This window comes from Thioclava atlantica (genome assembly GCF_000737065.1).
GTDB lineage: Bacteria > Pseudomonadota > Alphaproteobacteria > Rhodobacterales > Rhodobacteraceae > Thioclava > Thioclava atlantica.
The window spans coordinates 19,653-43,633 of sequence record NZ_AQRC01000004.1; the positions used below are offsets into that span (position 1 = coordinate 19,653).

At 67.4% G+C, this 23,981-nt stretch carries 28 protein-coding genes and 1 tRNA gene; 4 read left to right on the plus strand and 25 right to left on the minus strand.

What is annotated here, in order from left to right; all coding sequences use genetic code 11:
* Positions 1-56: 56 nt before the first annotated feature.
* From DW2_RS06090 to DW2_RS20055, 13 genes are all read right to left on the minus strand, one after another.
* Positions 57-248 carry a DNA gyrase inhibitor YacG gene (locus tag DW2_RS06090; protein WP_038144607.1) on the minus strand — a complete coding sequence of 64 codons (192 nt, stop codon included), beginning with the start codon at positions 246-248 and terminating at the stop codon, positions 57-59.
* Entirely contained in the window at positions 248-1,285 is a 1,038-nt protein-coding gene (locus DW2_RS06095; RefSeq protein WP_038144609.1) for a ribonuclease E/G, read from the minus strand. Before DW2_RS06095 ends, DW2_RS06090 begins: the two co-directional genes overlap by 1 nt.
* Positions 1,282-1,854: a Maf family protein gene (locus DW2_RS06100; RefSeq protein WP_038144614.1), complete on the minus strand. Its 573-nt coding sequence runs from the start codon at positions 1,852-1,854 to the stop codon at positions 1,282-1,284. Before DW2_RS06100 ends, DW2_RS06095 begins: the two co-directional genes overlap by 4 nt.
* The gene (gene infA / locus DW2_RS06105) at positions 1,851-2,069 is read right to left on the minus strand and encodes a translation initiation factor IF-1 (protein ID WP_010397442.1); all 219 of its coding nucleotides are present in this window, start codon (positions 2,067-2,069) and stop codon (positions 1,851-1,853) included. The genes DW2_RS06100 and infA overlap by 4 nt, the downstream gene beginning before the upstream one ends.
* Positions 2,070-2,151: 82 nt before the next feature.
* Positions 2,152-3,045: a carbon-nitrogen hydrolase family protein gene (locus DW2_RS06110; RefSeq protein WP_038145076.1), complete on the minus strand. Its 894-nt coding sequence runs from the start codon at positions 3,043-3,045 to the stop codon at positions 2,152-2,154.
* A gap of 8 nt (positions 3,046-3,053) precedes the next feature.
* Entirely contained in the window at positions 3,054-3,635 is a 582-nt protein-coding gene (locus DW2_RS06115) for a GNAT family N-acetyltransferase (protein ID WP_038144615.1), read from the minus strand.
* Positions 3,635-4,042 carry a ketosteroid isomerase-related protein gene (locus tag DW2_RS06120; RefSeq protein WP_038144616.1) on the minus strand — a complete coding sequence of 136 codons (408 nt, stop codon included), beginning with the start codon at positions 4,040-4,042 and terminating at the stop codon, positions 3,635-3,637. The genes DW2_RS06115 and DW2_RS06120 overlap by 1 nt, the downstream gene beginning before the upstream one ends.
* Positions 4,043-4,045: 3 nt before the next feature.
* Positions 4,046-4,498, minus strand: coding sequence for an arsenate-mycothiol transferase ArsC (locus DW2_RS06125; protein WP_038144623.1), 453 nt, complete (start codon positions 4,496-4,498; stop codon positions 4,046-4,048).
* Positions 4,499-4,502: 4 nt separating this feature from the next.
* The gene (locus DW2_RS06130; protein ID WP_038144624.1) at positions 4,503-4,979 is read right to left on the minus strand and encodes a UPF0262 family protein; all 477 of its coding nucleotides are present in this window, start codon (positions 4,977-4,979) and stop codon (positions 4,503-4,505) included.
* Positions 4,979-6,289 (minus strand): histidinol dehydrogenase, encoded by a 1,311-nt coding sequence (gene hisD, locus DW2_RS06135; RefSeq protein WP_038144625.1) that lies wholly within the window; start codon positions 6,287-6,289, stop codon positions 4,979-4,981. The genes DW2_RS06130 and hisD overlap by 1 nt, the downstream gene beginning before the upstream one ends.
* 138 nt (positions 6,290-6,427) lie before the next feature.
* Entirely contained in the window at positions 6,428-6,904 is a 477-nt protein-coding gene (locus tag DW2_RS06140) for a DUF2948 family protein (protein WP_038144626.1), read from the minus strand.
* A 53-nt stretch (positions 6,905-6,957) separates the two neighbouring features.
* Entirely contained in the window at positions 6,958-8,226 is a 1,269-nt protein-coding gene (murA, locus tag DW2_RS06145) for a UDP-N-acetylglucosamine 1-carboxyvinyltransferase (RefSeq protein ID WP_038144627.1), read from the minus strand.
* Between the two features lies 1 nt (position 8,227).
* Positions 8,228-8,398: a hypothetical protein gene (locus DW2_RS20055; RefSeq protein ID WP_202900095.1), complete on the minus strand. Its 171-nt coding sequence runs from the start codon at positions 8,396-8,398 to the stop codon at positions 8,228-8,230.
* 120 nt (positions 8,399-8,518) lie between these two features.
* Between DW2_RS20055 and DW2_RS06150 the strand changes: the two genes are divergently transcribed.
* Positions 8,519-8,593: transfer RNA gene (locus tag DW2_RS06150), tRNA-Thr, on the plus strand.
* 34 nt (positions 8,594-8,627) lie between these two features.
* Here the strand turns inward: DW2_RS06150 and DW2_RS06155 are convergent.
* The 5 genes from DW2_RS06155 to DW2_RS06175 all read right to left on the minus strand — a co-directional run bounded on the left by DW2_RS06155 (position 8,628) and on the right by DW2_RS06175 (position 15,209).
* The gene (locus DW2_RS06155; RefSeq protein ID WP_038144628.1) at positions 8,628-9,935 is read right to left on the minus strand and encodes a sigma-54-dependent transcriptional regulator; all 1,308 of its coding nucleotides are present in this window, start codon (positions 9,933-9,935) and stop codon (positions 8,628-8,630) included.
* Positions 9,932-11,695 (minus strand): sensor histidine kinase, encoded by a 1,764-nt coding sequence (locus DW2_RS06160; protein WP_038144630.1) that lies wholly within the window; start codon positions 11,693-11,695, stop codon positions 9,932-9,934. Before DW2_RS06160 ends, DW2_RS06155 begins: the two co-directional genes overlap by 4 nt.
* A gap of 26 nt (positions 11,696-11,721) precedes the next feature.
* Entirely contained in the window at positions 11,722-12,108 is a 387-nt protein-coding gene (locus DW2_RS06165; RefSeq protein ID WP_038144632.1) for a DUF1850 domain-containing protein, read from the minus strand.
* On the minus strand, positions 12,105-14,186 hold the full coding sequence (locus DW2_RS06170; protein ID WP_202900096.1) for a TRAP transporter permease: 2,082 nt from the start codon (positions 14,184-14,186) through the stop codon (positions 12,105-12,107). The genes DW2_RS06165 and DW2_RS06170 overlap by 4 nt, the downstream gene beginning before the upstream one ends.
* Before the next feature lie 72 nt (positions 14,187-14,258).
* Entirely contained in the window at positions 14,259-15,209 is a 951-nt protein-coding gene (locus tag DW2_RS06175) for a TAXI family TRAP transporter solute-binding subunit (RefSeq protein WP_038144634.1), read from the minus strand.
* A 270-nt stretch (positions 15,210-15,479) separates the two neighbouring features.
* Between DW2_RS06175 and DW2_RS06180 the strand changes: the two genes are divergently transcribed.
* Complete coding sequence (locus DW2_RS06180; protein ID WP_038144636.1) at positions 15,480-16,568, plus strand: AbrB family transcriptional regulator; 1,089 nt, start codon at positions 15,480-15,482, stop codon at positions 16,566-16,568.
* 7 nt (positions 16,569-16,575) lie between these two features.
* Here DW2_RS06180 and DW2_RS06185 read toward each other — a convergent pair whose 3' ends face one another.
* The 5 genes from DW2_RS06185 to DW2_RS06205 all read right to left on the minus strand — a co-directional run bounded on the left by DW2_RS06185 (position 16,576) and on the right by DW2_RS06205 (position 20,662).
* Complete coding sequence (locus DW2_RS06185) at positions 16,576-17,208, minus strand: hypothetical protein (protein ID WP_238321273.1); 633 nt, start codon at positions 17,206-17,208, stop codon at positions 16,576-16,578.
* Between the two features lie 51 nt (positions 17,209-17,259).
* Positions 17,260-17,394, minus strand: coding sequence for an aa3-type cytochrome c oxidase subunit IV (locus DW2_RS06190; RefSeq protein ID WP_038144637.1), 135 nt, complete (start codon positions 17,392-17,394; stop codon positions 17,260-17,262).
* A 63-nt stretch (positions 17,395-17,457) separates the two neighbouring features.
* On the minus strand, positions 17,458-17,940 hold the full coding sequence (locus DW2_RS06195) for a DUF6173 family protein (RefSeq protein ID WP_038144638.1): 483 nt from the start codon (positions 17,938-17,940) through the stop codon (positions 17,458-17,460).
* Positions 17,937-18,974: an MBL fold metallo-hydrolase gene (locus DW2_RS06200; RefSeq protein WP_038144639.1), complete on the minus strand. Its 1,038-nt coding sequence runs from the start codon at positions 18,972-18,974 to the stop codon at positions 17,937-17,939. The genes DW2_RS06195 and DW2_RS06200 overlap by 4 nt, the downstream gene beginning before the upstream one ends.
* Positions 18,971-20,662 (minus strand): acyl-CoA dehydrogenase family protein, encoded by a 1,692-nt coding sequence (locus DW2_RS06205; RefSeq protein ID WP_038144640.1) that lies wholly within the window; start codon positions 20,660-20,662, stop codon positions 18,971-18,973. The genes DW2_RS06200 and DW2_RS06205 overlap by 4 nt, the downstream gene beginning before the upstream one ends.
* Positions 20,663-20,780: 118 nt before the next feature.
* On the opposite strand from DW2_RS06205, the gene DW2_RS06210 reads away from it, so the two are divergent.
* Entirely contained in the window at positions 20,781-21,743 is a 963-nt protein-coding gene (locus DW2_RS06210; RefSeq protein WP_038144641.1) for an L-threonylcarbamoyladenylate synthase, read from the plus strand.
* Positions 21,744-21,806: 63 nt separating this feature from the next.
* Here DW2_RS06210 and DW2_RS06215 read toward each other — a convergent pair whose 3' ends face one another.
* Together DW2_RS06215 and DW2_RS06220 are read right to left on the minus strand one after the other, a co-directional pair.
* The gene (locus DW2_RS06215) at positions 21,807-22,319 is read right to left on the minus strand and encodes a hypothetical protein (RefSeq protein WP_202900097.1); all 513 of its coding nucleotides are present in this window, start codon (positions 22,317-22,319) and stop codon (positions 21,807-21,809) included.
* A 121-nt stretch (positions 22,320-22,440) separates the two neighbouring features.
* Positions 22,441-23,001, minus strand: a complete 561-nt coding sequence (locus DW2_RS06220; protein WP_038145085.1) for a YqgE/AlgH family protein — start codon at positions 22,999-23,001, stop codon at positions 22,441-22,443.
* 164 nt (positions 23,002-23,165) lie between these two features.
* Between DW2_RS06220 and DW2_RS06225 the strand changes: the two genes are divergently transcribed.
* Positions 23,166-23,981 carry a protein-disulfide reductase DsbD domain-containing protein gene (locus DW2_RS06225; protein WP_038144642.1) on the plus strand — a complete coding sequence of 272 codons (816 nt, stop codon included), beginning with the start codon at positions 23,166-23,168 and terminating at the stop codon, positions 23,979-23,981.

The following is a 23,981-nucleotide window of genomic DNA, read 5'->3' on the forward strand; positions in this document are numbered from 1 at the left end:
TGCGGGGGCTGTCCAGAGGGATTTCGCAGAAAATTCCGCGATCGGGGTGGCAGGCGTCAGTGGGGCTTGCCGGAGGGGAGATCGTCGCCCGAGGGACCGGTCGGCGCGCGCTCTTCCTCCTCGGCGATATCGCCGGGAATGACATAGGACCCGTTGAGCCAGCGCGCCAGATCCACATCGGCGCAGCGCTTCGAACAGAAGGGACGGTATTTCGGATCGGTCGCCTTGCCGCAGATCGGACAGCTCATCACATCCCCCGCAGAAGCTGGGCCAGCGCCACACGGTCGCGCTTGCGCTGGATTTCGTAATTGCCCAGCGGCGTCCAGCCGGCGAGCGTCGTCTCGGCCTCGCCCTTGATCGCGCGGCGCAGCTGCTGCTCGAGCGTCGCCCGGTCGCGCTTGGGCATCGGCGCGAAATCCACCGCGATCTGGCCGCCCAGACCGCGCAGGCGGAGCTGGCGCGGCAGTTCCCGCGCGGCGGCGATATTGGCCTTCAGCGCGGCGGCTGGCGAGGTGTCGTTGCCCGTATTCACGTCGACGGCGATCAGCGCGCGGGTGGGCTCGATCATCATATGCGCGCCCCCCGGCAGCGCGACACGAGGCTGCAGCAGCGCCTCGATCGCATCGGTCACGCCGTGATCGTCGAACCCGCCCTCGATCACCTCGTCGGGCGCGGGATCGGCCCAGTCGCGCCAGGCCTCCTCATGGGGATCGAGCGCATCGACGAGCAGTTCCGGGCCACCCTCGAGATCGGACATGACCTGCTCGGCCAGATCCTTCATCGCGCCGACATCCTCGGCGATCTCCTCGACCGCCGCCTGCGCGCAGGAGGAGCGCAGGATCACGCCCATCTCGGACCCTTCCATCGCGGCCTCGGCGATCGCCTGGACCTCGTCGCGCAGTTCGCTCTCGCGAATCCGGCGCGAGACGTTGATACCCGGCGCGCCCGGCGTGACGATCGCGTAGCGGGACTTGAAGAGCACCCGCAGCGTGACGGGGAGCGCCTTGCCAGCTTCGGTGCCGCCCGAGACCATGCAGATCACGCTCTGGCCCGGAGACAGCCCCTTCGCCTCACGCAGAAAGCCGCGCGCACCGTCGGGCAGATCGACAAAGACACCGCCCTGCCCTTTCATCTGGCGTCCCACCACGCCGCGCAGGATCGTGCCGGGGGCGAAAGGCAGAGCATCCCCGGCGTCGACGATCAGTTCCTCGAGCTGTCCGTCGACCATCAGCGCGGCCGCTTCGCGACCGGCGATCTCGTCAAGCAGGACGACGCGTCCCTTCATGTCGGCTCTCCATCAATGCCTGCGCTGGCCAGCAAGGCCGCGGTTTCGGCCAGGGGCAGCCCCACGACTGCGGTGAAGGAGCCCTGGATCCACGGGACGAAGGCGCCGCCGCGTCCCTGGATCGCGTAGCCGCCGGCCTTGCCGCGCCACTCGCCTGACCCGAGATAGCCATTCACCTCGGCATTGCTCAGGGGTTTGAATTTCACCACCGTATCGACGAGACGCTCGCGCAGCCCTGCGGCGGTGCGCACCGCGACCGCCGTCAGCACATGGTGGCGACGCCCCGAGAGGAGCCAGAGAAACTCCGCCGCCTCTTTCTCGTCTTCGGGTTTGCCGAGGATGCGGCGTCCGGCGGTGACCGTGGTATCGGCGCTCAGGATCACCTCGTCGGGGGCGACATTCAGCGCCATCGCCTTCTCGCGCGCCATCCGGGACACGTAGTCGCGCGCGCGCTCGCCCTTCAGAGGGGTTTCGTCGATATCGGCCGGGCGCACCTCATGCGGCTCCAGCCCGAGCTGGGCCAGAAGCTCGCGCCGTCGCGGGCTCGCCGAACCGAGGATCAGCTTCACTTGAAGCGGTAGTTGATACGACCCTTCGTGAGGTCGTAGGTGTTCATTTCCACCTGAACCTTGTCGCCAGCCAGAACACGGATGCGGTTCTTGCGCATCTTGCCCGCCATATGCGCGATGATCTCATGGCCGTTTTCCAGCTCGACCCGAAACGTCGCGTTAGGCAGGAGTTCCTTCACGACACCGGGGAATTCGAGCATTTCTTCCTTGGCCATGGTCACTCCATATCTTGTTACCCGCTCCATCCGCGGGCGAGCGTTTAAATGCGCCCGAAAGCCGCGAAATTCAAGGGTAATGTCAAATCGGCCCCGGGTTTTCCCGTGCTATTCGCACCGATCGGATCGCATCGGACTGCTCTGACCAATGTTCGAAGGGCAAAACGGCTCCCTCGCGGCGGCTCGTCTCGACCCTCCCGAGATCGACCGTCGCGATCACCCAGCCCGGTGAGTCGGCCTCGCCCTGCGCGATCACGCCGCTTTCCGGCCATTGCCCGTCCGGCGGAGCGAAGAGCGCCGCGGCGCCGCGGTTCTCATCGACTGCAGGACACCAGAGCGCGTCGCCCACGGTCGGCGCCTGCACGGCGACGCACTGGTTTTCGAGCGCTCGCGCCATCGCGCCGATCCGCACGCGGTTGTAGCCCGCAACCGTGTCTGTGCAGGAGGGCACGAGAAGGATCTCGGCGCCGGCTTCGGCCAGCGCACGGGCGAGGAGAGGAAATTCGCTGTCATAGCAGATCGCGACGCCGATGCGCCCGAGAGACGTGTCGAAAAGCGTCAGGCCCTGGCCCGCATCGACATGCCAGATCTCGCGCTCGAAGCGGGTCATGATCGCCTTGTCCTGATGGCCGATCAGCCCGTCCGGGCCGAACAGGCTGGCCCGGTTGAGCCGCCTCCCCCCCTCGATCACCGGACCGGACGGGGCGAGGATATGCACCTCGTATTGCGCGGCCATCCGCGCGAAAAGCGTCTCCATCCGCCCCCGCAGCCCCGCGACATGCGCAAGCGCGGCCTCCAGATCCGCGGCCACCTCCGCCCCCCCGAGGCTCGCCAGTTCCATCGCCCCATATTCGGGAAAGACGAGAAGCTGCCCGCCCTTCCGTGCCGCCTCGGCGACCCAGGCCCCGATCTTGGCTTCATAGGCATCCCAGCTCTCGAACCAGTCGAGCGGATAGGCCGCGGCGGCAATGGTGATATCCCGGCTCACAGCGCACGCCCCCAGAATTGCAGCGGCTTCTCGCTCTGTGCGCCCTCGCCCAGATCGGTCCATTTGAACCGCGCGATCACCCCCTCCATCGGGGCATAGCCGCGCCGGATCCAGAACGCGTCGAGCGGGCGGTATCCGGCAGGCCGCATCGGATGATCCTCGGGTCGGATCACCGAGCGGAAGACCGAATGCGCCCGGCCCAGCTCGCGCGCATGGGCCTCGCGGTGATCGAAGAAGGCGTGGCCGAGTCCCCGCCCGCGATACTCGGGCAGAAGCACGGATTCCGCGCAATAGAACACGTCCGCAAGCCTCAGCCCGGTCTGCGCGAAAGGCGCCGCGAAATCCTCGGCGTGATCCTCGAGCGGCGTTCCCGTCGCCGCGCCGACCAGCCGCGTCCCGTCGAAGGCGCCGACCACGACAGCCGTATCGGAGTTGCGATAGCTGTCCATGTAGCGCCGCTCATAGTCGAGCGAGCCGTCATAGAGATAGGGCCAGTCCCGGAACACCGCCATCCGCAGCCGCGCCACATCGTCGAGCGCCGCGTCGAGCGCCGCCCCTGTGAGCCTGCGCACCTCCATCACGACACCTGCGCGATCCAGTCGGCTAGGTTGTAATAGGTCACGACGCGGGTGATCTTGCCCTCGTCGAGCGAGAAGAAGGCTCCGGCGGGCAGGACATAGGATTGACCGCGCGCTTCCGGCAGCCCGTCATCGGTCTCCAGATAGACGCCGTTGACGAGGAATTCCGCCGCCGCGCGCGTGCCCGCGTCATTGGCCATGATGACCACATCGGTGAGCTGCTCGCGGTAGCAGCGGCTCATATGCGCGTTGAATTCGCGAAACGCGGCGATGCCGTGGCGTATCTTACCCTCGTTGACGTGATGCGCGAAGGGTTCGGCCAGCAGCGCCTCCATTCCGGCGGCGTCGCCTGCATTGAAGGCGTCGTAATAGCGGCTGATCGTGTCGAGGGCGCGGGCGCGGGGCATGGCTTACTCCTTGGGCGGACCGAAACGGTCGATGATATGGCGGCGGATCTGGTCGCGCGTGTCGCGATAGGCGGCCAGCTTGGTCTCGCGGGTCTCCCCGATCCCGGTCGGATCGAGGATCGGCCAGTATTCGACATCGAGATGAAAATAGCGCGTCAGTTCGAGCGCTTGACGCTGCGCGGCCGGGGACAGCGCCACCACCAGGTCGAAGGCCGAGAGGTCATCGCCCCATTCCTGCAACTCGGTGAAGGAACGCGAGCGATGCCGCACCAGATCCACTCCGATCTCGCTCATCACCGCGATGGTGAACCCGTCGATCTCGAGATCGGATTTCACCCCGACCGACTGAACGTAACACTCGGTCCCGTAGAACTTCTTCATCATCCCTTCGGCCATGGGCGAGCGCGTGGCATTGTGATCGCACGCGAACAGGACCGAATTGGGAAGCGTGCCCATGGGCTTACCTCGGCGCGAGCACGGCGACGAGGGTGAAGAGGCGGCGCGCAGTGTCGATATCGATCTCGGCCTTGCCCTCCAGCCGCTCTTGGAGGATGCGCGCGCCTTCGTTGTGGATCCCCCGCCGCGCCATGTCGATCGCCTCGATCTGCGAAGGCGGCAGCTTCTTCACCGCCTCGAAATAGCTTTCGCAAATCTGGAAGTAATCCTTCACCACCTGACGGAACGGGCCGAAGGAGAGATGGAACTCGGCGACCTTGTCGCCCGCCTCGGTCTTGGTGTCGAAGACGAGGCGGCGATCCTGCACCGAAAGCGTCAGCGCGAAGGGCCCCTCGGGCTTGGGCATGCCGTCGCGGCCGGGAAGGTCGAAACTGTTATCCTCGAGCAGGTCGAAGATCGCGACGCGGCGCTCCTGCTCGATCTCGGAGGACGGGGCGGGCAATCCGCCGGTCTCGAGCTCGATATGCGAGATCCGCGACATCAGCCTTCTCCGACATTGAGCGCATCGAGCCGCGCGCGCACCGACAACCCGTGCGCCTCGAGGCTTTCCGAGATCGCCAGCGTCTCGGCCGCCGGCCCGATCGCCTTGAGCGCCTCGGGCGTCATCTTCGCAAGCGTCGTACGCTTGAGGAAATCCATCACCGAGAGCCCCGAGGAGAACCGCGCCGAGCGCGCCGTGGGCAGGACGTGGTTCGGCCCGCCGACATAATCGCCGATCGCCTCGGGCGTGTAGGCGCCCAAGAAGATCGCGCCCGCATGGGTGATCTTCTCGGCCAGCGTATCGGGGTCGGCCACGCACAGCTCGAGATGCTCGGGCGCGACGCGGTTCGACAGCGCTGCCGCCTCGTCGAGATCGCGCACCACGATCACCGCGCCGAAATCGCGCCAGCTCGCCCCCGCGATCGCGTGCCGCTCGAGCGTCTCGAGCCGCGCCTCGACCGCTTTCACGACCGCCTGCCCGAATGCGGCATCGGTGGTGATCAGGATCGCCTGCGCGCTCTCGTCATGCTCGGCCTGGCTCATCAGGTCGAGCGCGATCCAGTCCGGATCGCCCGTGCCATCCGCGATCACCAGGATCTCCGAAGGGCCCGCGATCATGTCGATGCCCACGCGCCCGAAGACCCGCCTCTTGGCGGCCGCCACGAAGGCATTGCCCGGCCCGGTGATCTTGTCGACCGGCGTGATCGTCTCGGTCCCGTAGGCCAGCGCCGCGATCGCCTGCGCGCCCCCGACCCGGTAGACCGTATCGACGCCCGCAAGCTGGGCGGCCAGCAGCACCAGAGGATTGACCGCGCCACCCGGGGTCGGGCAAGCGACGACAAGCCGCTCGACGCCCGCGACCTTCGCCGGGATCGCATTCATCAACACCGAGGAAGGATAGCTCGCCAGCCCCCCCGGCACGTAGAGCCCCGCCGCCCCGACCGGCCTCCACCGCCAGCCGAGTTCGGCCCCGCTCGCGTCGCGCCAGCGCGCATCCTCCGGCATCTGCCGCGCGTGATAGGCGCGGATCCGTTCGGCGGCGAGCTCGAGCGCCGCGCGCTCGTCTTCGGGAACCTTCGCCACCGCGGCCTCGATCTCCTCGGGCGAGAAGGCCAGCGTCGCGGACGTCAGCTCCAGCCGGTCGAATTTGGCGGTCAGCTCGATCAGCGCCGCATCGCCGCGCGTCCGGACATCCGCGATGATCTCGGCGACGACCGCATCCACATCGGGGCTGTCCTCGCGCTTCATCCCCAGAAGTTCGGTAAAGCGCGCCTCGAACCCGTCCTCGCGCCTGTCCAGAAACTGCGGCATCGGCTTACTCCTTGTCCGACCTTGGGATTAGAGGCTCTCGCCCGCCCCCGCAAGCGCCGCCCCCGCCCTTGCGGGCATTTCCGCTTCCTCTTGATGAAAATATCCCCGCCGGAGGCATCCCCGGCCTGAGCCCGCGGCTCACTCGGGATGGTGCGGCGCCTGGCCCGAAGGCGCCCGGTAGGGACGCTCCACATCGCGCAGATCGACATCGAGGCATTCGACATCCGCCGCGATCGCGCCATCGCCGGCGAGCGTCAGCACCACCCGGCCCGCGCCATCCTCCTTCGCCTCGAAGGTGACGTCGAGGATCGAGAGCACCAGATCGCGGTCCGACCGGTCGATGCCCATGCTCGCGATACGGGTCACATCGGAAATCACGAGGAGCGCGCGCACGCGCTCATAGGGGCGCTTCTCCGCCTCCGCCTGCGCCTTGTCCTCCCAGCGGAAACGGTTGAGCAGCAGCGCAAGCCGCCGCGATTTCGCCTCCCAGGCGATCTCCGTGATCGGCAGGACGGCGTCCTGCGCGAGCGCCGCGATCACCGCCAGGTCGTCTTCGGTTTCGGCCCGGAGCGCGATCGCGCCCTCGCCCACATCTTCGAATTTCGCATCACGCATCGTGAACACCTCTGCCTGAGGATATGGGTATGAGGGCCGCGATTGCCAGCCGCTCAGCTCGCTTTCACACGCTCGATATGAGCGCCGACTGCCTTCAGCTTCTCCTCGACGCGCTCGTAACCGCGATCGAGATGGTAGACGCGGCTCACCACGGTTTCGCCCTCGGCGGCCAGCCCCGCGAGGATCAGCGACACCGAGGCGCGCAGATCGGTGGCCATGACCGGCGCACCCTTGAGGGTCTCGACGCCATGCACCGTCGCGTGACCGCCATGGACCTCGATATTCGCCCCCATCCGCGTCAGTTCCGGCGCGTGCATGAAGCGATTCTCGAAGATCTTCTCTTCCAGAACCGAGGTGCCCTCGGCGGTGGTCAGCAGCGCCATCATCTGCGCCTGCAGATCGGTCGGGAACCCCGGGAAGGGCTCGGTCACCACGTCGACCGCGCGGATCCGCCCGTTCTTGCGGCTCACCTTCACACCCGTATGGGTCTGCTCGACCGAGACCCCGGCGGCGTCGAGCTTCTCGCAGAAAGCCTCGATCAGGTCGATCCGGCCGCCCAGACACTCGACCTCGCCGCCGCAGATCGCCGGCGCAAGCATGTAGGTGCCCAGCTCGATCCGGTCGGCGACCACGGGATGGGTCGCGCCATGGAGCCGCTCCACGCCCTCGATCACGATCTCGGAGGTTCCATCCCCCTCGATCTGCGCCCCCATCGCGCGCAGGCATCTGGCGAGATCGACGATCTCGGGCTCGCGCGCGGCGTTCTTGAGCACCGAGGTCCCCTTCGCCAGCGAGGCCGCCATCAGGAAATTCTCGGTCGCGCCGACGGAGGCAAAACGCATCTCGTGGGTCGCGCCCCTGAGCCCTCCGCGGGCCTTTGCGTGCAGGTAGCCGTCCTTCAGCTCGATCTCGGCCCCGAGCGCGGAGAGCGCATCGACATGGATGTCCATCGGGCGCGCGCCGATCGCGCAGCCGCCCGGCAGCGACACCACCGCATGCCCCATCCGCGCCAGCAGCGGACCGAGCACCAGATTGGAGGCGCGCATCTTGCGCACGATCTCGTAATCGGCGACCGGGTTGATCTCGCCATGACACGAGGCCGCAAGCACCTTGCCGTCCTGCAGCGCAGTCACCTCGGCGCCGAGGCTCGCGAGAAGCTCGGTCATCGTGCGGATATCCGAGAGCCGCGGCGCATTGGTCAGGGTGAGCGGCTCATCGCTCAGAAGCGTGGCCGGCATCAGCGCCAGACAGGCATTCTTGGCCCCGGCGATCGGGATCTGCCCCGAAAGCGGACCGTTTCCGCGCACGACAATGCTGTCCATCTCAACTGCCCTCGTTCTTTTGCTCTTCGGGAGGCATCGCATCGGATTGGCGCGCGCGCGCCTGCGCCTTGCGCCTGCGCAGATTCGCCCGAAGCGCCTCCGCGAGGCGCTCCTCACGGGTCTTCTCCGCGGTGCGATCCTTGTCCGATCCGTCTGTCTTCCTGCCCGTCATGGCGCTCCGTTTAACGCGGTAGCGAAATCCTGTCGAGAGAGAGGCAAGATTTGCCCTTGCACCCTATCGCGATTGCGTCTAAATCCCCGCCCACGGTCGAAGCGACGGACCGAAACCGGCGCTGCTGTAGCTCAGCGGTAGAGCACTCCCTTGGTAAGGGAGAGGTCGAGAGTTCAAGTCTCTCCAGCAGCACCACTCCCCCTTTCCTCGTAAAATCCGGGCCTGCGCCTCACTCCGCGCGAATGCCATAGCGGCTGATCTTGTCATTGAGCGTCCGGCGCGCGATTCCGAGCGCCTGGGCCGCGCGTTCGGTATTTCCGCGGCAGCGTTCGAGCGCGGCGCGAATCTCGCGCGCCTCATAGGCCGCGACCTTGTCGGCGAGTGTCTGCGGGGAAGAGGTTGACGCCGCCGGCGCCTCGGGCAGATCGAGCCCGAGGGCGTAGCGCTCCGCCGCCGCCTTCAACTCGCGCACATTGCCCGGCCAGGGACGTCGCTTGAGCTGTTCGCGCAGGCTGTAAGAGATCTCCGGCAAGTCCCGGCCGTATCGCCGCGCCGCCAGCTCGGCGAAATGCGAAAACAGCAGCACGATATCCGCGCCCAGTCCGCGCAGCGGGTCGAGCGCGATCTCCGCCCCCGCGAGGCGATAGAAGAGATCGGGGCGGAAGCTCTCGTCGAGGGTCAGCGCGCGCAGGTCGGACTTCGACAGCGCAATGATCCGCAGATCGAGCGGACGCAGGCGATTCTCCCCCAGCCGCTCGACTTGCCGCTCCTGCAGCGCCCGCAGGAGCTTCGCCTGCAGCGGCGCGGGCATCGCCTCCACCTCGTCGAGCACCAGCGTCCCGCCCGAGGCCGCCTCGAGCTTGCCCGCCTTGTCCTGCGCGCCGGGAAATGCGCCTGCCACGTGACCGAAGACCTCGATCTCGAACAGGCTCTCGGGCAGGGCCGCGCAGTTGAGCGCCACGAAGGGCCCCTCGGCGCGCGGGCTCGCCCCATGCAGGGCGCGCGCCACCAGCTCCTTGCCGGTGCCGGTCTCGCCGGTGACCACGATATCGATTTCGAGCGGGCCGAGCGCCGCGATCCGCCCGCGCAGCGCCTCGATCGCAGCCGACTGGCCGAGGATCTCCGCCCCGTCGCGCCGTGCGATCTCGCCTTGCAGACGCGCCAGTTCGGTGCGCGCCGCGCGCGCCCGCAGCGCGCGCTCGATCACCGCGAGCAGATGCGCCCCGTCATAGGGTTTCTCGAGGAAATCCTCCGCGCCGAGCTGCATCGCGCGCACCGCATGCGAGACATCGCCGTGCCCGGTGATCATCACCACCGGCAGATCGGGCGCGCGCGCCTTGAGCGCCTCGAGCAGCGCGAACCCGTCCATGCCGGGCATCCGCAGATCGCTGACCACCAGATCGGGCCGTTCGGCGGAAGCCAGCGCATCCTGCGCCGAGGCGAAGCCTGCGCAGTCATGCCCGCCCGCCTCGACCAGATCGACAAGCGCCGCGCGATGGTCGTCGTCGTCCTCGACGACATGGATCAGAGCGCTCATGCCTCCTCCTCTTCGGTTGCGCGCGCCAGCGTCACGACCATCTCCGCCCCCGCGCCCGGTGTCGAGCGGATCTCGAGCCGGCCACCGATCTCCGCGAGGATCGCTTGCGAAATCGCGAGGCCGAGACCCAGCCCCTCCCCGTCCTGCTTGGTCGAGAAGAACGGCTCCGTGACGCGCGGCAGGTCTTCGGGGGCGATGCCGGGGCCGCTGTCGCGCACCGAGATCCGGACCGCGTCGGGCGCCGCCTCGAGACGCAGCTCGACCGCGCCGCCGGGCTGCCCCTCGACCGCGTCGAGGGCGTTCAGGAGCAGGTTCACCAGCACCTGCTCGAGCCGCACCCGGCCGGCCTGCGCGAAGATCGGCCCGTCCGGGGCGACCACCTTCGGCTTGATGCCCTGCGCCCGGGCGCGCGGCGCCACGAGTTCCAACGCGCTTGCGACCACCGCGCCGATCTCGACACGGGCGAGCGCCGCCGTATCCTTGCGCGAGAAGCTCTTGAGATGCTTGATCGTGCGCTGCATCCGGCGGATCAGGTTGCGCGCGGTCTCGATCCGCGTCGCGGTCTTCTCGGGATCGCGCGCGACGCCAAGGCCCGCCGCGGTAAGCGTGGCCTCCATCGCCGCGAGCGGCTGGCTGATCTCATGCGCGATCGCCGCCGACATCCGGCCGAGCGCCGCCATCTTCTCGGAATGCACGAGCCCCTCCTGCGCGGCGCGCAACTCGGCCTCGGTCTGCCGGCGGGCTTCGATCTCGCGCCCGAGCGCCTGCGTACGTTCGGCCACCTTGCGTTCGAGCATCTCGGACTGGCGCAGGCGCAGCGCGACCAGCTGACGCCGCTGCGCCTGCGTCTTCGCCAGCGCGAGCCCCAGCACCGAGATCAGTGCCGCAGCCGCCCCGGCGATCAGCGCCGCGAGCAAGGCGGGGCGCACGGGAGAGGCCGCCACCACCGTCCAGCCCTCGCCGAAATCCGCCGTGCGACTGCGCAGCCGCGCCCCGCTCGCGTCGAACATCCATTGCGCCGCCCCCTGCATCAGCGGCGCGGCCCCCGCCGGATCGCGGCCCGGATAGGTCTGCGAACGGGCCAGCCGCCCGCGGGCCTCGGGATCGAGGCCGTGAAGCGGATGGTAGAGCCAGCCCGGATTGCCCGAGAGGAACACCACCCCATCGGCATCGGCCACGGCGACGGCCTGCCCTGCCTGCGCCCAGGCCTGTTGCAGCGGATCGAGATCGATTTTCACGACGACGACGCCGGGCCGCTCGTCTCCCCGCCCGATCCGGGCCGAGAGGAAATAGCCCGGCACCCCGGTCGTCACCCCGATCGCGTAGAAGGCGCCGCGCCCGGTCGCGATGGCATCGCGGAAATAGGGCCGGAAGTTGTAGTCATGCCCGACGAAAGAGGCCGGGCTGTCCCAGTTCGAGGCCGCGAGCGTCACACCCTGCCCGTCCATCAGATAGAGCTGATCCGCGCCGGAGAGCCCGAGCACCTGCGCCAGGTAACGGTTGGCATCGAGCACCGCGCCGGGCGCCTCGGGCTGCTCGATCACGCGGCGGATTCGGGCATCCTCGCCGACCACGGAAGGCAGGTAGCGAAAACGGTCGATCTCGGTCTCGAGGGCGCGCAGGGTGAGGATCAGGCTGCGCTCGAGCCGCGCGTCGATGCTTGAGAGCGTGATGTTCCACGCCCCCACCGCCGCAGCGACAGAGACCGCGCAGATCGCGATCACGCGCCAGAGCGTCATGCGCGCGCCCGCTCGTGCCATCCTGCCCCTCCTCTCGCGCGGCGAGGCTAGCCTTCGCCCCCGGCATCCGCGTCACAAGGTGCGATGCGGATCGGCGCCTCGCGTCGCGCGCCCACCACCTCGCAGCTTTCCGAACACAGCGTCCAGCCCGAAACGGTCGCCCCGGAGGCCGCGAGTTCGATCTCGGGAACTTCCGGGCCGTTCGCCTTCCAGACCCACCAGCCATCCTCGAAATGCCCGCCCGGTCCCGGCTCCATGCCCGCACCCGATCCCTTCACCGCCGCGCCGACGAGGCGCAGCGAGTGGTGATCGGTGACCTGCCAATGCTCGCGCCAGCCTTCCTTCTCGACCGAATGGGTCCAATCCAGACTGAACTGGCCCGAGGGCGCAAGCGCGATCATCGCCGCGCCGACCATGAGGCAGGTCGCGCTCATGCGGTGGCCCTTTCCCGGCGCAGCCAGAGCGCGCCCGCGAAGGCCGCGACCAGCGCGAACCCGATCTCGTCGGTCAGCGGCAGCGCCGCGATCAGCGTGAAGGCGGCGACCATGCCGAGCCCCCGTTCCCACAGCGCGAGCGGACGCCCGAGCCAGCCGATCACCGCCACACCCCAGAGCGCGATCGCGATGAGCGCCTTGAAGATCACATAGGCGACCGCAGGCCAGTAGCCGATCGCCGCCGCGAGCGGCCCGCCATCCTGCAACATCAGCGCGGGCGTATAGACCGCCATGAAGGGAACCACGAAACCGGCCGCCGCGACCTTGATCGCCTCGAAGCTGATCTTGAGGCCGCTTTCCTTGGCGATCGGGGCCGCCGCGAAACAGGCGAGCGCCACGGGCGGCGTCAGGTCGGCGAGGATGCCGAAATAGAAGACGAACATGTGGCTCACGATCAGCGGCACGCCGAGATCGAGCAGCGCCGGTCCCGCGATCGAGGAGGTGATGATGTAGTTCGGGATCGTCGGGATCCCCATGCCCAGCACGATGCAGGTAATCATCGTCAGGACCAGCGACAGGAACAGGCTCGACTTGCCGACGCCCACGATGAATTGGCCGAAGGTCGTGGCGGCCCCGGTCAGCGTCATCACGCCGATGATCACACCGACCAGGGCGCAGGCGATCCCCACCGGCAGAGCGGTGCGCGCGCCGTCGGCAAGGCTGTCACGGCAGATCGCCAGCGTCTCGCGCCCGCCCTTGATGAAGGCGTTGATCGCGACAAGCACGGCGACAGCCGCGAGGACAGCCCAGATCCCGACTTCGAAGAAGGCCCCGGCAACCAGCGCGATCACGATCCAGAAGATCATCCGCAGCACCTGGTTGGGCAGCCCGAGGGCGACCGAGCCGCCGAGGATCAGCAGCCCCGTCAGCGACAGGCCCACCGTCCCCGCGAAGAGCGGCGTGTAGCCCGAGAACAGCAGGTAGACGAGCACGCCGAGCGGCAGCAGCAGGTACCAGCCTTCCCGCAGCGCCTTGCGCGGGCTCGGCAACTCGGATTTCGCCAGGCCGCGCAGGTCACGCTTGCCCGCCTCGAGATGCACCATCCAGAACGCGCCCGCGAAATAGAGGATCGCGGGGATCAGCGCGGCCTTCACCACCTCGACGTAATCGACGCCCAGCGTCTCGGCCATGATGAAGGCCACCGCCCCCATCACCGGCGGCATGATCTGCCCGCCCATCGAGGATGTGGCCTCGACCCCGCCCGCAAAGGCGGGACGATAGCCGAAGCGCTTCATCAGCGGGATGGTGAACTGGCCGGTGGTGACGACATTCGCCACGCCCGATCCCGAGATCGTGCCCATCAGCCCGGACGAGAGGACCGAGACCTTCGCCGCGCCGCCCATGCGGTGACCGACGAGCCCCAGCGAGACATCGGTGAAAAGCTTGATCATCCCCGCCTTCTCGAGAAACGAGCCGAAGAGGATGAAGAGGAAGATGTAGGTCGCCGAGACATAGGTCGGGATGCCGTAGATCCCTTCCGTGCCGAAACTCATCTGCTCGACCACCTGCTCGAAGGCATAGCCGCGGGTGTTGAGCGGAGAGGGGAAATACTGGCCGAAGAAGCCATAGGCGAGGAAACAGCCCGCGATGATCGGAAGCGCCGGTCCCATCAGCATCCAGGCCGCGGTGAAGACCGTCACCAGAAGAACCACGCCCATCGTCAGATCGAGCGTGGTGGGATCGCCCGCGCGCAACAGGAGCGGGGTGTATTCGATCCACTGATAGGCGGCGACGGCGACCCCGCCCGCGGCGAGGAGATAGGCAAGCGTGCGCCCGACCGGCCCGTAGCCCTTCGCGATCGACAGGAGCGGGAAACCGAGCGCGAGCAGGAAGCCCACATGGATCGCACGGGCCACCTGGCTCGACGGGGTGATCACATGCGCGGCGAAACCGATCTGCCAGATCGAGAAGGCCACGGCGAGCCAGAACAGCGCGCGACCCTCGCGGCTATGCGGGAAACCATCGGCGAGCGGGTCGTGCACCACCGCATCGACCGCCGCTTCCTTGTCCATATCCATGATGTCCTCCTCCCCCGAATGGTGAGGGCGACCCGACCATGCGCGCCGCCCTCCCTCATCTTGCATGTGGCGTTACTTCAGAACGCCCATTTCCTTGTAATAGCGCTCGGCGCCCGGATGGAGCGGGATCGGCAGACCCTGCACCGCCGCCTCGAGCGAGATGCCGTTCGCGGCCGAATGCGCCGCCTTGAGCGTGTCGAGATGCTCGAAGAGCTGCTTCGTCATCTGGTAGGCCTCTTCATCCGAGACGCCTTCGCGGGTGACGAGGATATTGGTGATCCCGATCGTCGGCACGTCGGCATCCTGGCCCGGATAGGTGCCCGCCGGGATCACGCCCGCCTTGTAGGGCGCGCCCAGCTTGTCGGCGATCTCGGCCGGGATCGACACGAAGGTCACGTCCTGGGTGGTCGAGAGATCCTTCAGCGCGGCGTTGCCCAGTCCCGAGGACTGGAAGGTCGCATCGAGCTGACGGTTCTTCATCAGTTCGACCGATTCCGCGAAGGGCAGGTACTCGACCTTGCCCAGATCGTCATAGCTCATGCCCGCCGCACCGAAGATCTTGCGCGCGTTGAGCTCGGTCCCCGACTTGGCCGCCCCCACCGAGAGGCTCTTGCCCTTCAGGTCGGTCAGGGTCGTGACGCCGGCGGATTTGAGCGACGCGATCTGGATGAAGTTCGGATAGATCGCCGCGATCGCGCGCAGCTTGCTCAGCGGTGCCTTGAACCCGGCCTCGGGATTCCCCTCCCAGGCATCCTTCACGGAATCGCCCAGAGCGAAAGCCAGTTCGCCCCGCCCCTGCTGGAGCAGGTTGAGGTTCTCGACCGAAGCCTTGGTCGATTGCACCTGGACGCGCGCATCCTGCATGTTCTGGCCATAGACTTCCGACAGCGCGACGCCGAGCGGATAATAGACCCCCGAGGTGCCCCCGGTCAGAATGTTGATGAAATTCTCGGCCTTGGCGACAGGCGCGCTCAAGGCGACAGCCGTGGCGACGAGCGCCCCGAGCTTGATGTTGTGAAACATCCTTTCCTCCCATTTGTCAGTTCCCGTCCGTTGCACGGGACTGCGCTTAGGGTGGCGAGTTTCAACGTCAGATCAATCGTTTTCACGGTCGGGCGAGAAGAAAGATGGCAGATATCCGCGCCGGCCGTGGCCGGGATCTGCCAGAGCCCGGTCCTACCCCCGCTCTGGCGTTCATTCGGTCCTGCCATCCGCGCTGCGCGGGGCAGGACCTTGACGCGCCCTCCCCTATCTGATGGTGACGGAGGTGATCCCGACCCCGCAAGAGGCGCCATGCGCAACACTCTCGCCTCCCGTCCCGACCCCGCCCGCTGGAGCCTCGCGATCCGCTGGACGGTGCTGCTGGGCGGGTCGGTCCTCCTCGCCTGGCTGCTGGCGGCCGCGCATCTGGCCGCAGCGCTCCTGCTCGGGCCGATGGCCGCGGCGATCGCGCTCGCGGCGAGCGGCGGGGGCGTGCCGATGCCGCGCGCGGCCTTCATCGCGGCACAGGGGGTGGTCGGCGTGATGATCGCCTCGAAACTGCCCGCTTCGCTCTTGCCCGAGATCGCACGGGACTGGCCGATCTTTCTCGCCGGGACATTCTCGACCGTGCTCGGCGCCTCGACACTCGGCTGGGTGATGGCCCGCGCCGGCGGGCTTCCGGGGACGACGGCGATCTGGGGCTCCTCGCCCGGCGCGGCGACGGTGATGACGCTGATGTCGGACAGCTACGGCGCCGATATGCGGCTTGTCGCGGTGATGCAATATACCCGTGTCGCGTGCTGCGCGATCGCGGCGACCGCGGTGGTCCGCCTGTTCGGGGTCGCCCATCCGGGCGTCACCGCACCCGCGCCCGCCACGCCCGACACGCTGATCGTGATCGAGGTCGCGAAGACGCTCGCGCTCGGCATCGGCGCGGCCTTTCTCGGTCTGCGCCTCAAGGTGCCGGGCGGCGGGCTGATCTTTCCGATGGGACTCGGGCTCGCCGCGAGCGCCGCTGGCCTCGTCACGATCACCCTGCCCGCGCCCGTCCTGGCGGTGAGCTACGCTGTCGTCGGCTGGGGGATCGGGCTGCGTTTCTCCCGCGAGGTCCTGCGCCACGCCGCGAGACTGCTCCCGCGCATACTCGCCTCGATCCTCGCGCTGATCGCGATCTGCGCCGGGTTCGCGGGGCTCCTCGTGGTCTTCGCGGGGATCGAGCCGGTCACCGCCTATCTCGCCACGAGCCCCGGCGGCGCGGATTCGGTCGCAATCATCGCGGCGGGCACGCAGGTGGACGTGCCCTTCGTTATGGCGATGCAGATCGCGCGTTTCCTGCTGGTGCTGATCGCGGGGCCGGCGCTGGCCCGCGCGCTGTCGCAAAGACAGGCGCGGGCCCGGTGAGCCGGGCTCAGAACGGCAGGTTCGTGCCGTGCTCGGGCGCCTGCTGCTGGATCATGAGAACGCCCGAATTGTCATCCGGATCGTTGTCGTAGTGATCTTTCTCCGTCACGCCGGGGAGCTGTCCGAAGGCCTTGGAAAGCTTGAGCGGCGAGAAGGTGAAGGGGACCTGGTCATGCAGCCAAGGCATGTCGCGCAACACGCTCGAGACCGAATCCGCGCACATCATCTTGTTGACCGAACCGTTGCGCTCCACACGCGCCATCAGCTGATCGGCCTGCGCCATGGTGATCGGCATCTTTTGCGCCCGGACATACCAGCTCTCGCGCGCATGATAGTCGATGTAGAATTTCCGCATCTTCTCGGTGATGCCGAAATGCACGTCGTTGCGCTCGGGAGCCCAGGGGTGATTCCAGGTCCCCGCCGGGTCGAAGATGATCCGCTCGCGCCCGTTGATGAGCAGCGCGGAATGCCCGCCCGCCCCCGTATTCGTGCTGATCACCGTGTAAAGCGTCAGCGAGGGCGGTTCGTCCGATACATAGCGGTATTTCGCGACCTCGGCGTCCGAGGCATAGATATGGTCTGCACCGCAACCGGCCAGAAGGATCGGCAGCATCAGGCAGACGAGAAGCAGGCGCATCATCTGCCCGATCTCCCGTTCTGAAGGTGTCTCTTTCCGCCGCGCCGCAGCGCGTCAGGCGTTTACCAGAGCGAGAAACACCAGAACGCAGATGATCGCAATCACCGCATAGGTGACGAAGCGCACAAAACCTGAGAATGTTTTTTCCTGGTCACGGATGTTCATGCTGCCGTGCTGGTGATCGACCATTGCGCGTACTCCCTAATTACGCAGTTCTCCCGCTGGAAAACCTAGCCGAGCGATCGGTAGCTGTCACGCCTCGTCTTGCGTCTTGGCGGCATCTTCTCCCAGCGCGCGGGCCAGACGAAACCCGATCCGGCGCGGCGTCTCGTCCTCGGGAGCCTTGGGCTGGGCGATCAGCATCACGTTGAGCTGGCCGACATGCTGGATGAGCTGCGTGCGCGCGCCGTATTCGTCGACGCCGTAGAAGGTCAGGATATCGGGATCGAAAAAGCCGATACCCTCGATCTGGAGCACGCCCGCCTCGCCGCCGGTCAGGCCGAGCACGACCTCCTCGTCATCCTGCAACTGCTCTTCGAAGTTCTGGATATAGAGCAACAGCCGTTCATAGGCCCATTGCGCGGGGCTCTTGCCCTCGGGCGGCTCGCGCAAGAGCTGGGGCGGGAGCGGCTGCAACTCCGCGGTCTTGGGGGCATCGTCCGAGGTCTGCGTCACCCGCGCCCGCGGAAGGGCGGTCTCTTCATGGGCTTCGGCGGTGGTACGAATGTCCGTCATGTTAGGCTCCAGACCCAGGCGCCGTCCTCGCGCAGGGTCCGGCTTGCCTCACCTTTGTGCCAGAGATGGTTGAGATGCGCCATCGCCTCGACCAGCGCGAGCCCGTAGGTCCCCTCGTCGATGCGGCGCTTGAAGAGCGGCGGGAAACATTCGCAGGCCGTGCGCGGTTCGGCGAGATGGTTGCGCAGGCGCCTCAGGGCGCCCTCGTGATTCTCGACCATCTGGCGCAGCCGCAGCGGCAACCCGGTGAAGGGCAGCTTGTGGCCGGGCAGCACGAGGTGCCGCGCCTCGGCGATGCGCGCGAACCGCTCGCAGGAGACCAGCCAATCGCTGAGCGGGTCGGCCTCGGGTTCGGTCGCATAGACCCCGAGATTTGCAGAGATCGACGGCAGGAGCTGATCCCCACCGATCACCAGATCATCATCGCGGCTCCACAGCGTCGCATGTTCGGGCGCGTGCCCATCGCCCATCCGCACCACCCAGCGCCGGCCCCCAAGGGTGATCTCTTCGCCCTCGACGATCCGGCGAAAGCCAAGCGGCATCGGATGCACGCAATCGGCGAAGTTGAACGGACGCTCCTCCACGCGTTTCGCGAAGATCTCCGGATCCATCCCCGCGCGGCGGTAATAGTCGAGCGTCTCGGAGACCGGGCGGTCCTGCGGATCAAGCGTGAGCATGCGCGCAAACAGCCACGAGGTCCGCGTGGTCCAGAGTTCGGCACCCTGCGCCTGCAACCATCCGGCCAGCCCGATATGATCGGGATGATAATGGGTCACCAGAACCCGGGTGACGGGCTTGCCCCCGAGCGGCCCGTCCAGCGCCGCCTGCAGCGCGGCGCGGCATTTGCGGGTGTCGATGCCGGGATCGACCAGCGTCCAGCCTTCGCCCTCGTCAAGCGCGAAGCAATTGACGTGATCGAGCGTCATCGGGAGCGGCAGGCGCAGCCAGAAAACACCCTCCGCGACCTCGACCGCGGCGCCCGGCTCGGGAGGCTCGGGCCAAGGGTATCGGATGCCTGCGCCTTCGTCTCTCATGCCTCGAGATCTTCCACCGAGAGCGCGTAAAGCCCCTCGGCCCCCTCTTTCGCCTCGGCCAGCGAGGCTGCGTAGATCGGCATCAAGCGCCGGATATAGACCGCCGCGAGATGACCGCGCGCGGAGTTGCGTCCCTCCGCCATCGCGGCACGCAGATGATAATAGCCGCCCAGAACCCGTGCGAAAGCGTCGAGATAAGGAACGGCGCCCGCGAACCGGTCCTGCATCCCCTGGCCCACCATCCATTCGGTATGTTCGCGCAAGGCCTCCGCGGCCTGCCAGACATCCTCGGCGAGCACCGGGAAATCGCCGCGCGCGGCCCGCGCCTCGTCCTCGATCTCCTGCAGCAGACGGAAGGCCGCAGCTCCGTCATCCATCATCTTGCGGCCGACAAGATCCATCGCCTGGATCCCGTTCGTGCCCTCGTAGATCGCGGCGATGCGCACGTCGCGCGCGAATTGGGCCGCTCCCGTTTCCTCGATATAGCCCATGCCACCATGGACCTGGATCCCGAGATTGGTCACCCGGATCCCCATATCGGTGCCATAGGCCTTGGCAATCGGGGTCAGGAGCGCGGCGCGCGCCTGCCAGCTGTCCTTGCCCGTCGCGCGGCCCATGTCGATCGCCACGCCGCAGGCCAGCGCGATCGCGCGGGCGGCGAAGATCTCGGCCTTCATCTCGGCCAGCATCCGGCGCACATCGGCATGTTCGACGATCGGCGCGAATTGCACGCGATCCTTCGCGTATTCGAGCGATTTCTGGAACGCGGCTTCGGCAACGCCGATCCCCTGCACGCCCACGTTCAGCCGCGCGTTGTTCATCATCGTGAACATCGCGGCCATGCCCTTGTGCTCCTCGCCGACCATCCAGCCGGTCGCGCCCTCGTAGCTCATGACGCAGGTGGGCGAGCCGTGAAGGCCCATCTTGTGTTCGAGCGAAACGACCTTGAGAGAGTTGGCCACACCCGGATTGCCGTTTTCGTCGGGGATCCGCTTGGGCACCATGAACAGGCTGATCCCTTTCGTGCCGGGCGCCCCGTCGGGCAGGCGCGCCAGAACGAGGTGGCAGACATTGTCGACCGCATCCGAGTCGCCCCAGGTGATGAAGATCTTCTGCCCCGTGATCGCATAGCTGCCATCGCCATTGGGTTCGGCCTTGGTGCGCAGCGCACCAACATCCGAGCCCGCCTGCGGCTCGGTCAGGTTCATCGTGCCCGACCATTCGCCCGAGATCAGCTTGGGCAGGTAGAGCGCCTTGATCTCGTCGCTGGCGTGATGTTCGAGCGCCTCGATCTGGCCCTGCGTGAGCAGCGGGTTGAGCTGCAGCGCGAGGTTCGCACCCGAGAGCATGTCGTTGAAGCCGACGTTCAGCGCCTGCGGCAGGCCCATGCCGCCATATTCGGGATCGGCCGCGATCCCGACCCAGCCGCCTTCGCCGATCGCCTTGAACGCCTCCTTGAACCCTTTCGGGGACCGCACTACGCCGTTTTCCAGGCGCGCAGGATCGAGGTCGCCGTCACGCAGGGTGGGCGCGATCACTTCGTCGCAAAGCCGTCCCGCCTCGGTCAGGATCGCCTCGACCGTGTCGGGCGTCGCTTCGGAGAAAAGCTCGGTCTGGGCCACCGGTGCGAGCGGCACCACCTTGTCGAGGATGAAGCGGATATCGGCAACGGGCGAACGGTAGCTCATGGGTCTCCTCCGGGCGCCGCTTGGCATTCTGTGCACGCGCCTCTATGTCCTCTTTGGATGCCGACACCCTATCGCACGGGTATCCCTCTTCAACTTCAACGCTGCGTCACGGACCCCAATGCCCCACGAGACCGCGATCCTCGCCCCCGATCCCGCCGGCTATGCCCGCGCGGCGGAGCTGTTGCGGCAGGGAGAACTCGTCGCCATCCCGACCGAGACGGTCTACGGGCTCGCGGGGGATGCGCGCAACGACCGGGCGGTGGCGGAGATCTTCGCCGCGAAGGGACGGCCGCATTTCAACCCGCTGATCGTGCACCTGCCCTCGCTGGAGGCCGCCGAAAAGATCGCGGTCTTCTCCGAGGCCGCGCGCCAGATCGCACGCAAATACTGGCCCGGACCGCTCACGCTTGTCCTGCCGTTGCGTCCCGATGCCGGTCTCTCCGATCTGGTGACGGCGGGAAATGACACGGTCGCGATCCGTCTGCCCGCCCATCCGGTCGCGCGTGCCCTTCTGACCGCGTTCGGCGGGCCGCTCGCGGCGCCCTCGGCCAATCCTTCGGGCAAGATCAGCCCCACCACGGCGCAGCATGTGCTCGACGGGCTGGCCGGGAAAATCGCCGCAGTGGTCGATGGCGGCCCCTGCGCGGTCGGGGTGGAATCGACGATCCTCGCGCTCGACCCGCCCGCGCTGCTGCGCCCCGGCGGGATCGCGGCGGAGGAACTCGAAGCCGAACTCGGCCTGCAACTGCCGACCGGCGGCGATGCGGCCAAACCGAATGCACCCGGTCAGCTCCTGTCCCACTACGCGCCGGGTGCGGCGGTGCGCCTCGACGTGACCGATCCGCGTCCGGACGAGATCTGGATCGGGTTCGGTCCGGGATGCGGCCAGGCGGCATTGAACCTCTCGCCCAGGGGCGATCTGACCGAGGCGGCGGCCAGTCTTTTCGCCACCCTGCGCAAGGGCGATGCGCTGGCGCGCGAGCGCGGTGTCGCGACCCTCGCCTTCGCGCCGGTACCCGAGAGCGGGCTGGGCCGCGCGATCAACGACCGCCTGCGCCGCGCCGCCGCCCCGCGCGACTGAGCGCGGCCACAAAAATGGGCTGGCCGCGAAGGACCGGCCCGCCGCAGCCCGTTCCAGAGCCGCTTATTTCACCGTGAACAGCGTCCACATGCCGAGCACGTAGTGGCCCGGGATGTTGCAGAAGAGGATATAGGAGCCCGGCTTGAGATTGAGCGTCAGTGCCCCGCTCGCCCCGGGATCGAGCTCGGAGACCTCGCCCAGATGGCCCGCGGCGTCCTCGTCGACGCGCATCTCGTCATCGATATAGGGGAGCGGCGTCGACATGTCCTTGACCGGCGAGACGATCATCTCGTGGATCGTTCCCTTCGAGTCATTCGTCACTTCGAAGGTCACCTTTCCGGCGGGCACCGCGTCGGGTGTGACGGTGACCCCCATCGTTGCGGTCTTGTCCTTCTCGGCCGCCCCCACCATGGCGAAGCCCATCGGCGGCACCTTTCCGAGAGTGTCCATCGACATGTCGCCCTTGTCCCAGAGCGAAACTTTCACGACGCTGTCGGCAGCCATTGCGGGCGTGATCGAAAGCGCCGGCAACGCGGCGAGAGCGAGGGCGAGTGCGGCCCGGCGTGTAAGAGACATGGTCCTTCCTCCTTTGACCGAAACTGTCTTCGATCGGAAGGTGCGCTCATGCCGCGCGAGACGGCTTGATCTGCGTCACGCTTCACGGAGTGCTGAAGTGATGTGAGGCGCGCGCGAGCGGTCAGGCCCGCCCCGCCGCGGCCGAAAGCGTGCGCGGGTCGATCCCCATGCCCTCGAGCGCGCGCATCCATTTCGTGGCGTGATCGTCATCGAGCGCCAGATCGGCGTCGCCATCGGCGGTGAGCCAGCCATTGTCGAGGATCTCCTCCTCGAGTTGGCCCGGCCCCCAGCCCGCATAGCCAAGCGCCATCAGCGCGCGGTCGGGGCCACGCCCCATCGCGATATCCTCCAGAATGTCGCGCGTACCCGTCATCCGGAGCCGTTCGGAAACCTCCATCTGCCCTTCCGCGCTGCGCCAGTCCGGCGAATGCAGCACGAAGCCGCGCCCGGTCTCGACCGGGCCGCCGAAGAGGATCGGGCGGTGCGTACTGCTATCGGAGCCTTCCGGCTCGATCCCGAGGCTCTCGAGAAGCTCCGAGAAATCGGGTTTCGGCAGGGGCTTGTTCACGATCAGCCCCATCGCGCCCTCGGGGGAATGGGCGCAAACGGCGATCACCGAATGTTCGAAGCGCGGATCCCCCATCCCCGGCATCGCGATCAGAAACTTGCCCGTCAGATCCATATCCGCCCCCTTGCCACACATCCGGTTCATTCCTTTCAAGGTGGCGCTGCCCCGAGCAGGGTTCAAGCCCGCATCCCGAACACGGCGGCCCTGCGCGGATTTGTTGCACCGACCTGTCGCGTTTGTGACTTTGGCGTCGCCCCCGCGCAGGATAATGAAAAGCAATGACGCGTCTGTTACCAGTTCTCGGGCTTTTTCTCGGCACCCTTCCGCTTGCGGCCTCCGCGCAGCAGCTTGCGGCGCTGACCGATCAGCCGCTGCCGCCGGGCCTCGAGCGGGCGGAAATCCTCGAAGGATGGCAACGTGACGACGGCACGCGCATGGCGGGTCTCCTGATCGCGCTCGCGCCCGGCTGGAAGACCTATTGGCGCGCGCCCGGCGATGCGGGCATTCCGCCACAGATCGCCTTCGCCGGATCCGAGAACCTCGGCAAGGCGAAACTGCACTGGCCCGCGCCCGAGGTGTTCGACACGGCCGGGATTCGGACGGTCGGCTATCATGGCGGTCTGATCCTCCCGATCGAGATCACCCCCGAGGACACGGCGAAGACGGTCGATCTGCGCATCGAGGCGACGATCGGGATCTGCGACAAGATCTGCATCCCCGCGAACCTGCATTTCGAGGCAGACCTGACAGGCAAGGGCGCCCCCGACCCGCGGATCGAAACCGCGCTCGCCGCCGAGCCGAAAAGGATCGTCGCGCCCACCGAATGCACCGTGCAACCCGTCCGCGACGGGATGAACGTGACCGCACGGATCACGCTGCCGCCCGCGATCGGCCCGGAACAGCCGCTTTTCGAACTCGCCTCGACGCCGGTCTGGGTCTCGGAGGCCCAGAGCCACCGCGAGGGCGATCAGCTCGTCGCCACGGCGGATTTCGTGCCCCCCGAGGCCGAGCCCTTCGATGTCGACCCGAAAGACATACGCATCACCGTGCTTTCCGATCGCGGCGCGGTGCAGATCGACGGCTGCACCCGCTGA